This window comes from Nocardia transvalensis NBRC 15921, assembly GCF_000308875.1.
Taxonomy (GTDB): domain Bacteria; phylum Actinomycetota; class Actinomycetes; order Mycobacteriales; family Mycobacteriaceae; genus Nocardia; species Nocardia transvalensis.
This window is the reverse complement of record NZ_BAGL01000027.1, coordinates 152,800-166,529: the sequence shown is the minus strand read 5'-3', so window position 1 is coordinate 166,529 and position 13,730 is coordinate 152,800. Positions and strand designations below refer to the sequence as shown.

The window sequence follows — 13,730 nt, the reverse complement described above, 5'->3', positions numbered from 1 at the left end:
TCAGCGGTCCCAGGTGTGCGGGGTCTCCGAGCGCGCGGCGCGGTCCGCGGCGAGGGAGGCGATCAGGTCCAGGCTGCGTTCCGGCGGCGCGGCGTGCACGCACAGCCGGTCCCAGATCGCGTGGTAGGTGTCCAGATCGCCACGCCGGTCGAGGAATTGGGCGCCGGTGGCGTGGTGCAGGTGGACGATGTCGGACAGGTCGGGTTCGGCGAAGCGCAGCAGCGTGAACGGCACGGAGCTGATGGCGGGGCCGCCGATGTGGTCGGGCAGGATCTGCACGGTGACCTCGGCGCGGGCCGCGACGGCGGCGAGATGGCCGAGCTGATCGCGCCAGATGTCGACGCCGCCGAGCGGGCGGCGCAGCACCGCCTCCTCGATCACCAGCCACACCTTCGGCGCGTCCGCGCGCCGGAGCAGGCGCTGCCGCCGCATCAGCAGTTCGACGCGCCGCTGCACCTCCGAGGTGGATCCGGGCCGGGCGATCGCGGAGACCGCGTGCGCGTACGCGGCGGTCTGCAACAGTTCGGGGATCACGCCGGGGGCGTAGGAGCGCACCACCGAGGCGGCGTCCTCGAGCGCCAGGTAGGTGTCCAGGCGCTGCCCGGCGTAGTCGCCGTCGACCTGCCAGCGGCCGGTGGCGTTCGCCTGCTCCGCCAGCTGCTGGAATTCGGCGCGGGTGGCGGGATCGTCCACGCCGTACAGGGTCAGCAGGTCGTCGATATCGATGGCCCGGAACCCGACTCGCCCCGCCTCCAGCCGGCTGATCTTGGAATGCGAGGCGCGAATCGCCTGGCCCGCGGCCTGCCCGCTGATGCCCGCGGCCTCGCGAAGACGCCGCAACCGCGCGCCGAGCACCAGGCGCAGTAGGGCCGGGTCCGCGTCCGGACCGCCTCCACCAGCGGATTCGGCCCTGGCTGCGTTGCTCCCGATCACGGTTCCTCCTGAACGAATCGCCGTAGCGCGTCATCGAGTGTGCCACAACACCTTCGGCCGTATCGCCACGAGCGTTGCACGTGCTGCTGCACGTGCAACGGCACGGTAGACTCGAATTGCACACATCGGGACCGCGTCTTACAGGGGGACCCTCGTGACCGATGCCATCCGCACCACGGCCGTCACCACCACCGTGACATCCCCTCCGCGCCTTGTCCACCGCGTCGGAATTCTGGATGTCACAAGGGAATACGGCATCACGGCCGTCTACGAGCGGATCGCGCAGTTACGGGCGTCCGGGCAGCGTCACGCCGCGCTGGCGATCGAGCAGGAACTCCGCGACGCCCAGGCGGTGTCGCCCGGCGCCGCGTAGGGCCGGACACTCCTCGAGCTGAACGCCTTGCGCGGGAAGGCCGTCCGGGTCACGGTCCCGCCCTCGCGTTCTCGCGGCACGCCGAGCCCGCCGGACACGCGCGCGGAATTTCGGGCCCGCGCCACGAGATTGTTACGGTCACCGCCGCTCGACCCTTTCCACCGATGCAGGCCCGGCCGATCGATCGCCGGGCGCCGCGCGGCACCGGCCGTATCGGCCCGCCGTACCGTCACGATCTCCCGCGGGCGCGCGCATATCCTCGCCGACCGGATGCGGAGACTGCATCGGCGCTAGCCGGACCGTTTTTCCGTAACGCCGAAAGGACTGAGGGCAAGTGCACACTGCGGCCACCGAGATCCTCGAGCTGACCGACGAGTTCTATCAGGACCCGCACGCGACCTACCGGACACTGCGCCGGCAGGGTCCCATCCACCGCATCCGGCTCGACGGTGTGGTCGGCTGGCTGATCGTCGACCACGACGTGGCCAGGCAGGCATTCGTGGAGCCGACTATCAGCAAGCAGATCGGCTCCCCCGAGGGCCAGGCCGTCCTCGCCAAACACGGCGCCGCCGACCAGTTCAACGGCGTCATCAACGACAACATGCTGTTCGCCGACCCGCCGCAGCACACCCGGCTGCGGCGCCTGATCGCCCCGGCGTTCGCCGGGCGCGCCGTCCGGGACCTCGGCCCGCGGATCACCGCCCTCGCCGACGGCCTGCTCGACGCCATGGCCACCCGCGACAGCGTCGACCTGCTGGACAGCTTCGCGTTCCCACTACCGATCGCGGTGATCTGCGAACTGCTCGGCGTCCCCGACGACGACAAGGACGACTTCCGTTCCTGGACAGCCGTTATCGTCGACGACTCGGCCCCGGTCGGTGACCGCACCAACGCCGGCGTGGCCTTCTTCACCTATTTGACGGACCTCATCGCCCGGCGCCGCACGAACCCCGGCGCCGACCTGCTCTCCGAACTCATCGCCGCCTCGGACGACGACGACCGGCTCGAGCAGCAGGAACTGATCTCGCTGATCCTGCTGCTGCTCGCGGCCGGGCACGAGACCACGGTCAACCTGATCGGCAACGCGGTGCTCGAACTGCTGCGCGATCCGTCCACCAGGCAGCGGCTGCGGGCGGATCCCGAGCAGATCCCCGGCTACGTCGAGGAACTGCTGCGCTGCCAGGGCCCGGTCCACCTGGCCACGGCCCGCTACACCACCGCCCCGATCACGCTGGGCGGCCAGGACATCGAGGCCGGCGAATTCATCATGATCTCGCTGGCGGCCGCGAATCGCGATCCGGAGCGCTTCACCGACCCGGACCGCATCGATACCGCCCGCACCGACAACCGGCATCTGGCCTTCGGGCACGGCATCCACTTCTGCGTGGGCGCGGCCCTGGCCCGGATGGAGGCCACCATCGCGCTCACCCGGCTGCTGGACCGGTTCCCGGACCTCGCGGCCGATCCGGATCTCGAGTTGACCTGGCGCAAGAGCCTTCTGATCCGCGGCCTCACCGCACTCCCGGTCCGGATCTCCCCGCGCTAAGCGCGCGTCGGCGGCCCGTCGAGGCTCGCGACGAACCGCTGGAAACGCCCGGTGGGGCGGACCTCGAGATGTTCGTCGTCGTGGCGGGTGGTGGCGGCGAGATCCAGATTCCCGTTGCGCCACCAGTACACCCAGGGGTTGATCGGCCAGGCCTCGTCGGCATACGACACGATCGCCAGCTGCGCGAGCACCGTCACGGCCGTGGACGCCTCGGGACCGGTGATCGGATAGGCGTACATGATCTGCTTCGACGGCATGATCAGCAGTGCGCCGCCGGGGCCGGTCACGGGGTAGTCCCCGAGCCAGCGGGCATGGGCGGTCAGGTATTCCGGCCCGGCCAGCAGCGTCAGCGGCGGCAGGCCCGCGGCGAGCGGGAGGTCGAAGTCGGCGCGGTGGAGCAGGACGCCGCCCTCCGCGCGCACGTTGCGCTCGGCCAGGAGGAACAGCTGGAATTCGTCGATCGACCAGTGCCGCAACAGGTCGTAAGTGACCGCGAGGACGGCGTCTCCCCGATCGATCACGACCCGCTGGACCAGGCCCGGCGCGACCACGCGCCGGACCACGTCCACTCCCACGGACTCGGTCGAGTAGAGGCGGGTCCTGATCAGCCCCCGCACGACGCCGAAATTGCTGTAGTCGAGCGGCTTCCGGCGCTCGCTCTCGGCGACCGGCACCGGCCGATCCTGGTGTGCGAAGGACATAGGGCTGCTCCCCCGTTCCGGTGACTCCGTGCCGGGGACGCGGATATGTTCCCCGAGACCTCGATTGTCACCCACGGCCCCGACATTACGGACCCCGACCGTCAGGCTCCCGGAAATCCGGACGTCGGCGGGTCGGGGTTCGGGATTCTGAGGCTCCCGGAAATCCGGACGTCGGCGGGTCGGGGTTCGGGATTCTGAGGCTCACGGCAATCCGGACGTCGGCGGGTCGGGGTTCCGGATCCTCAGGCGCCCGGAAATCCCGGGGGCAGCGGCGAGGGATAGTCCAGCTTGAACGTCGGGCCCGGGGGCAGGCCGCGCAGGATCGCGCTGATCCAGGCCGTGGCCGGCGGCCAGCCCGCGACCGCGTTGGTGATGTGCTCGGGCACCGGCATGGTGTAGTAGCGCAGGTCCGCGCCCCGCTGCCAGTAGTCGTTGACGGTGGGCAGCACGATCGAGGTCGGAATCAGCTCGTCCCACACTCCGTTCCACCACAGCAGCGGGATATCGGGCACGTGCTTGCCGAGACTCTGGCTCCGCAACACCCGCTGCACGTCGGGATCGTTCAGCCCGAGCGAGCCGGGCGCGTAGTAGTCGCTGATCGGCCGGTACATTCCCGTGAGCGCGGCGGAATACACGCAGCGGCTCCGCAGATCCCGGATGATCTGCTGCCCTTCGGCATTCAGCATCCGCCTCGGATCGAATTCGTCCGGGAATTCCCGGGCCAGCGCGGCCGCGCCGAGCCACATGGTGAAGCTGCTCATCCCGGTCATACCGGGCCGGGGCACCGTGGCGTAATCGGCGATGGCGCCGAGACTCGGTGGCACGCCGCCGAATGCGGCGCCCACGATATTCACGTCGGGCGCGTAACTCTGCCGCAATTCGGCGGCCCGCGCAGTGGCCGAACCGCCGCCGGAGAAGCCGTACATGGCGATACCGGAATCGCGCAGGCCCAGCGCGGCGTCGTTCTTCATCGCGCGCAGGCTGTCGAGAACCATCTGGCCCTCGTCGTAGGTGTTGAACGTATTGAACTTGCCGTCGAAGTCGGGCACGTTGAACGCGAATCCCTGCGCGATCCAGAATTGTGCCAGCGCGATCTCCTTGAACGTGCCGACCTGCAGCGTGTGCGAGGGATTGCAGGAGGAATCGGTGGAGTCGATGGCCTCCTGGAACGAGACGACCGGCCGCGCGCTGCCCACCCACGGGATACCGGGCACGATGACGGTGGTGGCCGTGGCGATGGGCCGACCGTGCACATCGGTGGTGCGGAACAGGAGTTGCTTGGTGAACACCGGAACCGGAATGCCCACCAGCCGGGTCTGCACCACCCGGTCGCGGATGATGTCGCCGGGATTCAGCTCCGCGAGATTCGGCGGATCGGCGTACCAGGGATCGTTGTCGGGCGCCGGAACGGGCAGCGCGTCATAGATATCCGGCTCGCTCGGCAATTGCGGCAGCTGATTCTGATCGGGCGGGAACGAGGGCGGGAAATCCGGATCGGCGAATGCGCTCCCGCTCCCGAGCGCACTCGCCAACAACGCGCCCGCAGCCGCCAACGGCAGCACCCGACGACGTAACGCTGTCCTCATCGACAACAACTCCCCATCCACCGATCCCGCGTCACCGGGATGATTCACGCGGCCGAAACACCGCTTTCCTGCACAGTACGACCGCCCGCGCCGGGGCACTATCGGCAGTAATTCGACATCGATCAGCACGACTTGTTCGACTGCACAAGCGCGGCTACATGGCCCGGTCGTGCGCAGCCCCGCGGACCATGAGGATCAAGGTCGGCGGGCTCAACCTAACCGGGACCGTGCCCGGCCTACTGCGAGGCTGGGCACGAATCAACAACAGAAGCTGGGTCGGCCTGGTCGAATTCGTTGCCCTCGCGGCAACAAGGCCAGTTACCGGCGGCCAGCTGTGCCCACGCTGCGTGTTGACGCCCGCGGACAACACCAGCGCAAAACCCACGGCTACGCCGAGAGCACGGCGCCGATAACTCCGGCATTGCCGCCGAAACCGCGCACCGAAGCTTAACCGTCGGAGGATTCCTGCTTGGGGTGGTATCGAAGCAATGCGACGTCGCCTACCTGCGTGATGTCCACCAGCCGCATCCGTCGCCGTGTGCCGCCCGGAAACTCTGCCGGGTTCACGAACCGTGGTGCATCGGCTTGCCCGACCAGCAGGGGTGCGACAGCGACGTGAAGTTCGTCGACGAGACCGGCCGAGAGCACCGCGGTGTGGATACTGGTACCGCCTTCGATCATCAGCTGCCCGATTCCGCGGTCTCCGAGGTCATCGAGCAGCGCGGCGAAGTCGACTGCCTCGCCCAGCGACACCACGGTGGCAAGCTCTCCGAGGCGATCCCCCAGTTTCTCCGCACCGGCTTCGGTGGTGTATACGATCGGCCGTTGTTCGTCGACACCGTGATGCCAGAAGTTGGCGGCGGCATCAAGGTCACCGGATCGAGTGACCACGATCTTCTGCAGATGTCCCGGTTTGCCAGCCGCAACGCGGGCCGCTCGTCGATCGTCGCTCTTGATAATCAGCCGCGGGTTGTCGCGCCGTAGCGTTTCCGCGCCGATGAGGATCGCGTCCGACTCGGTTCGCACCTGGTCGACGCGGTCGAAATCCTCCGAGTTCGACAGGTGAAGCCGCTCGGGAATCGTGTCATCGATATAGCCGTCGATGCTGACTGCAACGGATGAGACTACGTAGGGTCGGGGCAACTCGGGTCCTTCCACTCCTTGTACGCGGTGACGAACTCGCCGACGTTGGGCTGCGTGCTGGCAGAGTCGATCCCTTCGCCCAGCTGTACCACCTTCGACATGATCCGGCCCGACTCGGTGCCGATCCCGATGTGGAGCGCTTCGAGGCCGAGCTGAGCAGCCGGCTCGATTTCCCCGGCCGCCATCTGTGCGACTGCGGCCCGAGCCAGATAGACGCCCTTGTCTCGTGGGTAGCCTGTCTGCATACGCGCGGTGGCGTCCGCGAACTGCAGCGCGGCAGAGCGGAATTTGCCTGTCTCGGCCAAGCTGTATGCCTCGTGGGCGTCGATGTAGGACTGGTCCAGGAAGAACCCCCACTCGGGATCTGTGTCGGCGCGATCCACCATCGCCCGCGATTGGTCGTAGGCGCGGGAACTCCCGGCCGGTTCGCCCGCCAGCGCTTGGGCGTGAGCGCCGAAAGTGACAGCCGCCGCGGCGAACAACGAGTCAGGTGGCGCCGAACGTCTGGCTTCCTCGGCAAACTCCCGGCCGCCTTCGTAATCGTCCATGTCGCACGCCAGCTGGCTCATGCGCACGAGCGCCAACCCCACGTAGTAGTTGTCCCCGAGTTGGTGCGACCAGGTGAGGGCTTTCTCCGCCCAGTGCTGCGCCTCATCGAACAGGCGCTGGTCCTGAAACTGCCAGGCCGCTGTCTCGGCGTACATGGCCAGCAGTCGCAGAATCGTCTGCGAATCAACGACTTTGGCGCGCCTCAACGCCTGCATCCGCGCGATCGCCGTCAGCACCTCGGGCAGCGTTTCCTTCGCGCCGTACAGGTTGTCGGACTCGATGATCGTCATCCGCTTATCGAGGAAGTGCTGTACGTGGTCGATGTTCGTGTCGGCGAACATAGCGGCCAGCGGCGGTGAGGACAACGCGGCACCGGCGACCCCGGCTCCGATACCGAGAATGAAATTGCGGCGCGGCACCGACACCAGAACAACCTCTCCCGTCGCCGTACGGGTCGGCACCAACACGTAGTCAGCGTCGATACCCGATTCCAGCAGCGCACCAAGTTTGCGCGCGGCATCGACGCCCACGGTAGCCGGACCACCCAGTATCGACCAGAACCGCTCGACGACGCCGGTTTCGGCTTGCTGCAGCTTCCGATCCAGCTGCTGGGCGTACCGCGGAGTGAGCTGAATAGTTTCCTTGCGACGCTCCCACTTCTTCACAGCCTCGACAGAGACTCCAGCCCAGGCTGCAAACGCTTCCTGGCCCAGCAGGGTGGCCTCCCGCAAGGCCAGCGCCTCACGGCCGGTCCATTTCGAGCACACATTCATCCGTTGAGCCCCTAATCAACAGGTTGAGTGCACCGAGAGTACCCCTTCGGTACACCGTCGGTACCTGGTCTGACCAGGCCAATTGGGAAATGGTTGATGTGGCCCCGCCGTCGGGTTCGTAGCCGAAACATCCCCGAACCGGCTCCCCGACGGTGGGTGCCTACGACCGACCGGTGCAGGGAGGCGAAGTGTCAGACGGACCATGGATCTACGCGTCAGCGTGCGCGATAGCTGGCATGGACGGCAGCGGCAACCTGGTGCAGGTCGGGTGCCCCTCACGGATGTGCCCACCCGGAATGCTGGTCCCCTTGGACGAGCACGGCCGGATCACCGCGCATGACGGACTGGTACCTGGTGAGTGCCCGTTCGTCAGCTACCGGGTAGTGCTCGACCCGGACGCGTCATGAGCACCGCAGCGGGCTGGTGGACGCTCGTCGCGCTGGTCGTGGTGTTCACCGCGGTAGTGGCGGTGTTCGTGCGCGAGGAACTGGACGACACCGAGACGGCCGAGGAACCGACCCGGATCTTGGTGTGGACGCACGCACCGCCGGGGCGGCCGTTCACCATCCCGCAGGCGCACCGAGTGATGCAGCTGCACAAAGCCTGCCGTCGCGAGGACTGCCCACGTAAACGCGCCGCGTACCAGACGCTCCGCGACGCGGGGCGACTGAAGCCCGACTCCGGGCGCATCAATTGAGAGGAACCTTGAATTCATGGGCCTGAGGGGCGGCTGAGCGGCAACGACACAGTACGGAAGATGCAGGGAGATTCAATGCCCTGCAACGTAATTCAGGGAGGAAGCTCGTGGGCACAGGAATTCTTGTCACACTCGACGGCCCCGGTGGGGTTGGGAAAACCACGGTCACACGGGAAGTACACGACTACCTCTCGAAACGGAATGTGCCGGTGCTCCACACATGTCAGCCATCGCGGACGGTCCTCGGGTCCCACATTCGAGCACAGGCCGATAGTTATCACGGAATGACACTGGCGTGTCTGGTAGCCGGTGACCGGCACCAGCAACAGAACACCGAGATCGTCCCCGAACTCGAGGCCGGCAAGGTCGTAGTGTGCGATCGGTACCTGCCGTCGTCGCTGGTGCTACAAGTACTCGATGGTGTGCCGGCCGAGACGGTGTGGGCGTTGAACACCGGCATCCGGGTTCCGGATCTGGCGGTGATCCTGCGCGCAGACCCGGCATGGATCAGGGAGTGTTTGGAAGGTCGGGAGGGCGGGCCACACAACCGCTTCGAACGAGACCCTGGTTCCACGACTCGCGAGGCGGCGCTGTTCGATGTCGTTGCCGCCGATCTGGAAGCGGTGGGGTGGCCGGTACAGGTGATCGACTGCACCAACCGGCGGCCGTATCAGACAGCGGGGATGATCAGCGACCTGATCGCGCCACTACTGCCCGACGGCGTTCGCGCCTCGCTCGACGAAGGGAGATCTGCATGACGATCATGACCGACCAGCCGGGGTGGCTGACCAGTGTCACCGGGGAGCCGTACCGGGCTGTTGCCCACCGGGATACGGCCGTGCTGGTCACGGCGACCCGCGCTGACAGCGGTGATCCGCTGGTCGATCTCGGCGGCGGTTCCGCTCACATCGACCGAGTGGACCCGAGTGCCTTGTCCGGGCCCGACGACCTGATCGCACCGCTGAAGGCCGCAGGGGTCGTTGCGCGCGTGGCGAATCCATCGCTGTGGGATGCATTGTCGGCCGCGATCATGCGGCAGGTGATCAGAGCCGACCATGCTCGCACCCGCTATGTCCGGTTCTGTACCTGCTACGGGCAGGCTGTGACGCGGGACGAACTCACTGCGTGGCTGTTCCCCACCCCGGAGCGGATCCTCACCTTGACCGACGACGAATTCCAGACCGTCGGCGCTAAATTCCCGATGCCCGCGCTGCGGGCCGCGGCCGGCGCCTATCTGGAGCGCGGCGACCAGTGGGCGACACTCCCGGCGGTCGACCTCGTGACGGCTTTGCAGTCGATACCACGGATCGGTGCGTGGACCGCCCGCACCACAGTTGCCGATTACACCAACGATTTCAGTCACTACGACTACTCGGACATCGCCGTCCAACCGGCGGCGCGGCAGCTCAATCCCGACCGGGAATGGCCGCAGGGCGCGCCCGCATTCAAGGCCGCCTGGGAAGAGGTGGCCGGAAACCAGTTGTCCGCGTGGACACTTCTCACTCTCGCATGGGGGATTCGCCATGGAAAACCAGCCGACCGCTCCCGCACGTCATGATCCGATCGCCGGAGCGGACCCGCACCACCCGCTCGACCTGCTGATGATCAACGCACCACTGCGTGACTATTCGATCCGACCCAGGGTCAACGACTTCACGTTGCCGGTACTGGGCATGGCATACATCGCCACCTATGCAGCCCAACAGGGCTACAACGTCGGGGTTCTCGACGCCGAAGCTCACGGCCTCGGCGTCCAGCAGACGATCGACATCGTGAACGCAGCCAGGCCGCGGTGGGCGGGCATGAACCTGCTGGCACCGACCTACGAGATTTCGGCGACGATCGCCGCCGGCATCACCCCGGACGTTCGCCTCATGCTGGGAGGACACCAAGCCAAGGCGATGCCGACGCAGATCCTCGCCGACCCTCGGATGCGCGGATGTGCCGCACTCGTGCTCGGTGAGGCGGAAACACGAGTGGTCGAACTTCTCGCCGACCACCGCAATCGCTCCCGACTCCCAGCCGTGATGTGGCTGGATCCGCTGCTGAAAACGCCGGTGACCGGCGGAATGCCGGGCACATCGCACCACCTTGCCCCGCCGGTCGACGAACTACCGTTCGTCGACCGCCGATACCTGTGCCAAGACCCGCATTTCGAGTCCGGGCGCTGGGAAGCAAATATGGTCGGGGCGCGGGGCTGCCCCTACAACTGCTCGTTCTGCGGCGCCGCAGTCAGCGCCAACCCGGACATCACGATCCGAACCCGCCGACCGGACAACATCATCGCCGAAATGCTCGAGTTGCGGGGCCGGCGGGGCGTGACCGCCTTCCGCTTCGTCGACGACCTGTTCCTGGGCGCACGGCGAGTGATCGACACGATGATGACCGGGTTCACCGCAGAACGAATCGGAGAATGGGCACGCTGGGACGCCACCGGGCGCATCAACGTCCTCGATCGCGCGACGGACACCACACTGAACACTCTGGCGAGCAACGGGTTACGAGAGGTGGCGTTGGGTGTCGAATCCGGCAATGAGGAGATGCTGCACTACATCGATAAACGGATCACCCCAGACATGGCCGTGCGCGTGGTCGAGCGACTGCTCGACCGGGGTATCAGCGTCAAAGGCTATTTCATTCTCGGTTTCCCCGGCGAGACCCGACAGCAGATGGACGACACCGAGGCGCTGATCCACCGCCTGTGGGACGCAGCCGATCACCGGCCCGGTCATTTCCGCGCCTCGGTTTTCGAGTTCCGCCCGTACCCCGGGACACCGGAATGGACGCGCCTCATGGCCACCGGCCGTTACAGTGCTGAACAGCTGCTCGACTACGCGCCGGTAGACCTGACCTCAGGAGGCGTCGACGAGAGCATGTACGGCCGCGACGAATTCAACTTCTCTGTCGGGCTACAGCTTTCGGACGCCCCCGTCGGTTACGTCCACGACAAACTGAGCTACCTCAGCCGCACTCAATACGCTCGCATGCACACCTAGACGGCCGCCTGTACCGGTTCCCAGCCGTGCTCACTGAACGACGTCGCTTCACCTTCGAGGAACGCGCGGATGCCCACGGCTGGGTACTCGATCACGTCCTCGGGCAACTCGCCCAGCGAGAACCAACGCACGGCCGAGCACTTCTCCGGCTCCCGGTTCGACGGCTCACCCCGCCAGCTGCTCGCATGCAGGAAAACACCGAGTCGAGGCTCCGGACCAGACCCGGCAACATGGGTTACGTGGACTACGCGCAGGTCAGCAGGGTCGATCGACACGCCGACCTCCTCATATGCCTCGCGAGCAGCGGCCACAGAGATCGGCTCGAGCGCATCGAGTTTGCCGCTCGGAAGGTGCCACCGCCCATCGAACTCGTCACTCCCCCGCCGTCGGGTGAGCAACAACCGATCGTCCTTGTCGGTGAGTAGGACATGGACGTCGATCAGGTGACGGTCCGCCATCAGCCGTGTCTCCTAGAAGGTCCGGGGTCGGCGCGAAGAATACGCCACGAGTGGACCGATCGCCGATCGTTCGGCCGTGTGCCGGGCACGGTGTGTCGTCCTGTCGAATCGGGGCGAAATCAGCTAACTCGCCTGCGCACCGTGCAGGCCGTATCGGGCGCGAGCCGCGGCGGGGGTGATGGTCACGGGTTCGGCGGGCTCTTCCATGGCCAGGTGCTGGGCGAGGATCCGGCCGGCCATCGGGGCGATCAGGGGTGCGCCCTTGATCAGGCCGAAGGAGCCGAACAGGGTTGCCAGCCAGACGATGATCCGCGCGGGCAGCTTGATCGCGAGGTCCACGATGCCCGGCCGGTCGTAGTTGCCCAGCGCGCGCATCCAGCGCGGCGTGATCGCGACCGAGGCCAGCGACAGCAGCCGGCTGCCGAGGTAGTACGACCACCCCGAGCCGTTGGCCCGCGAGGTCCACAGCAGGTGGTGCATGCCCTCCTCGGCGCGCTCGGAGGTGCACAGCCGCGGGCGCACGCGCTCGAAGTACTCGCGCACCCCGTCCCGTGTCCGCGGCACGTCCTCGGGGCGGCAGGTCTGGAGTTCGGCGGCGATCGCGCACTCCTCCCAGAAGCGGGCCTCCTCCTCCGGGCTCAGGCCCGGCCCGAATTCCTCGTACGCCTTGAGCACCGAATGCCAGCCGGTGAGGTGGATCCACAGCTGGGTCTCCGGGCTGTTCGCGGCATAGCGCTTGCCGCTGATCGGTTCGATACCGGTCATCGGGGCGTGCACCCGCATCAGATGTTCCGCGGCCTGGATCGCGGTCCGCCCGTCGCCGACCGCCACGATCAGGAAGTAGGCGAAGGTGTTGTCGAGCCGGCTGCGCGGATCGGTGTAGATCCCGCGCGAGTCGGCGACCGCCGCGGTCAGGAACGGATCGAAATGCTCGAGCACCACCGCGCGCTGGAAGCCGATCACAGCGGTCGGCGCGGTCCAGACCTTCCAGCTCGGCGATCCGGGCCCGAAGAACCCGTAGTCGTCGCGGCGAAGTGTGGTCGGATCGAAGCCCATCGGCTCCTCCTTCGTGCGCTGTCCCCCGTAATGAATACAACGCCACCGTAGCAATTGCGGGGCTCGAATACAACGCACGCGTAATATTCGAATCGGGACGCGTTGACCGGCCCGGCCGGGCAGCTGACACCATGGGCCCCGGATGGAGGTGGAACAGCAGTGACGAAATCGCGCGCGGCGACCGATCGGCCCCGCCGCCGCTACGCGCCCCGCCTGCCCCCGGAGCAGCGCCGCGAACAGGTACTCGACGCCGCCTTCGCTGTCCTCGGCCGCACCGACCTGCACGAGCTGAGCATGGAGGCGGTCGCCCAGGAGGCGGGCGTGGGAAAACCCGTGCTGTACACGGTGTTCAAGACGCGCGCCGATCTCGTGCGGGCACTCGTCGAGCGCGAGCGCGAGCGGGGACTCGAGCAGGTCGCCGAGACGCTCCCCGCCGACCTGGCCGGCGCCGATCCCGTGGTCGCGGCCTCGGCGGCGGTCGAGACGTTCGTCGGTGTGGTGCTGGCGAATCCGACCCGCTGGCGCCTGATCCTCGCCACTCCCGGCAGCGCGCCCGACGAATACCGCGCCGCCCTGCGCAGTTCCCGCACCGGCATCTTCGACCAGGCCGTGGCCCTGATCCACATGGGCGCCGCTCTCGACCCGCGCTGGGCGGACATCGATTCGGCCCTCCTGGCCAACGCCCTGCTGACCATCGCCGAGATGCTCGGCCAACTGGCCGTGGCCGACCCCGCCGAATACCCGCGCGAGCGCCTCGAGTCCTTCGTCCGCTCCATCGTCGGCCTCCTCCTCCGCCCCTGACACACCCACGTTCCCTTGGGTAGCGGGAATCGGCCAGTGAAAGGTGGGTGAGGGCGCGGCATAATCGGTGTGGTGCAGCCGCCGTTGACATCTCGCCTCGTCCGTGTTCGTCGCTCGA

Annotated in this window: 14 protein-coding genes; 7 read left to right on the top strand and 7 right to left on the bottom strand. The window is 67.2% G+C overall.

Going from position 1 to position 13,730, the window contains the following annotated elements:
- Complete coding sequence (locus tag ON41_RS08785; RefSeq protein WP_083905223.1) at positions 1 to 933, bottom strand: helix-turn-helix domain-containing protein; 933 nt, start codon at positions 931 to 933, stop codon at positions 1 to 3.
- A 154-nt stretch (positions 934 to 1,087) separates the two neighbouring features.
- On the opposite strand from ON41_RS08785, the gene ON41_RS08780 reads away from it, so the two are divergent.
- Both ON41_RS08780 and ON41_RS08775 read left to right on the top strand, forming a co-directional pair.
- Complete coding sequence (locus ON41_RS08780) at positions 1,088 to 1,306, top strand: hypothetical protein (RefSeq protein WP_040746742.1); 219 nt, start codon at positions 1,088 to 1,090, stop codon at positions 1,304 to 1,306.
- A gap of 334 nt (positions 1,307 to 1,640) precedes the next feature.
- Positions 1,641 to 2,852: a cytochrome P450 family protein gene (locus ON41_RS08775; RefSeq protein ID WP_040746740.1), complete on the top strand. Its 1,212-nt coding sequence runs from the start codon at positions 1,641 to 1,643 to the stop codon at positions 2,850 to 2,852.
- Here the strand turns inward: ON41_RS08775 and ON41_RS08770 are convergent.
- The 4 genes from ON41_RS08770 to ON41_RS08755 form a co-directional block, all read right to left on the bottom strand.
- Positions 2,849 to 3,553 carry a hypothetical protein gene (locus ON41_RS08770; RefSeq protein WP_040746739.1) on the bottom strand — a complete coding sequence of 235 codons (705 nt, stop codon included), beginning with the start codon at positions 3,551 to 3,553 and terminating at the stop codon, positions 2,849 to 2,851. The two genes, ON41_RS08775 and ON41_RS08770, sit on opposite strands and share 4 nt — an antisense overlap.
- 242 nt (positions 3,554 to 3,795) lie before the next feature.
- The gene (locus tag ON41_RS08765; RefSeq protein WP_051161145.1) at positions 3,796 to 5,139 is read right to left on the bottom strand and encodes a lipase family protein; all 1,344 of its coding nucleotides are present in this window, start codon (positions 5,137 to 5,139) and stop codon (positions 3,796 to 3,798) included.
- Between the two features lie 447 nt (positions 5,140 to 5,586).
- Positions 5,587 to 6,282, bottom strand: coding sequence for a RibD family protein (locus ON41_RS08760; RefSeq protein ID WP_040746737.1), 696 nt, complete (start codon positions 6,280 to 6,282; stop codon positions 5,587 to 5,589).
- Complete coding sequence (locus ON41_RS08755) at positions 6,264 to 7,604, bottom strand: helix-turn-helix domain-containing protein (protein WP_040746736.1); 1,341 nt, start codon at positions 7,602 to 7,604, stop codon at positions 6,264 to 6,266. The genes ON41_RS08760 and ON41_RS08755 overlap by 19 nt, the downstream gene beginning before the upstream one ends.
- Before the next feature lie 403 nt (positions 7,605 to 8,007).
- Here ON41_RS08755 and ON41_RS08750 point away from each other — a divergent pair, with 403 nt between their 5' ends.
- The 4 genes from ON41_RS08750 to ON41_RS08735 all read left to right on the top strand — a co-directional run bounded on the left by ON41_RS08750 (position 8,008) and on the right by ON41_RS08735 (position 11,297).
- On the top strand, positions 8,008 to 8,301 hold the full coding sequence (locus ON41_RS08750) for a hypothetical protein (RefSeq protein ID WP_040746735.1): 294 nt from the start codon (positions 8,008 to 8,010) through the stop codon (positions 8,299 to 8,301).
- A gap of 107 nt (positions 8,302 to 8,408) precedes the next feature.
- A complete protein-coding gene (locus ON41_RS08745; RefSeq protein ID WP_040746734.1) occupies positions 8,409 to 9,059 on the top strand; it encodes a dTMP kinase in 651 nt (216 codons plus the stop codon).
- A gap of 80 nt (positions 9,060 to 9,139) precedes the next feature.
- Positions 9,140 to 9,859 (top strand): DNA glycosylase family protein, encoded by a 720-nt coding sequence (locus ON41_RS08740; protein ID WP_040746892.1) that lies wholly within the window; start codon positions 9,140 to 9,142, stop codon positions 9,857 to 9,859.
- Positions 9,825 to 11,297, top strand: coding sequence for a B12-binding domain-containing radical SAM protein (locus tag ON41_RS08735; protein WP_040746732.1), 1,473 nt, complete (start codon positions 9,825 to 9,827; stop codon positions 11,295 to 11,297). Before ON41_RS08740 ends, ON41_RS08735 begins: the two co-directional genes overlap by 35 nt.
- Here the strand turns inward: ON41_RS08735 and ON41_RS08730 are convergent.
- Both ON41_RS08730 and ON41_RS08725 read right to left on the bottom strand, forming a co-directional pair.
- On the bottom strand, positions 11,294 to 11,755 hold the full coding sequence (locus tag ON41_RS08730) for an NUDIX hydrolase (RefSeq protein ID WP_040746730.1): 462 nt from the start codon (positions 11,753 to 11,755) through the stop codon (positions 11,294 to 11,296). The two genes, ON41_RS08735 and ON41_RS08730, sit on opposite strands and share 4 nt — an antisense overlap.
- Before the next feature lie 123 nt (positions 11,756 to 11,878).
- Positions 11,879 to 12,811: an oxygenase MpaB family protein gene (locus ON41_RS08725; RefSeq protein WP_040746728.1), complete on the bottom strand. Its 933-nt coding sequence runs from the start codon at positions 12,809 to 12,811 to the stop codon at positions 11,879 to 11,881.
- Positions 12,812 to 12,970: 159 nt separating this feature from the next.
- On the opposite strand from ON41_RS08725, the gene ON41_RS08720 reads away from it, so the two are divergent.
- Complete coding sequence (locus tag ON41_RS08720; RefSeq protein WP_040746726.1) at positions 12,971 to 13,612, top strand: TetR/AcrR family transcriptional regulator; 642 nt, start codon at positions 12,971 to 12,973, stop codon at positions 13,610 to 13,612.
- Positions 13,613 to 13,730: the final 118 nt, after the last annotated feature.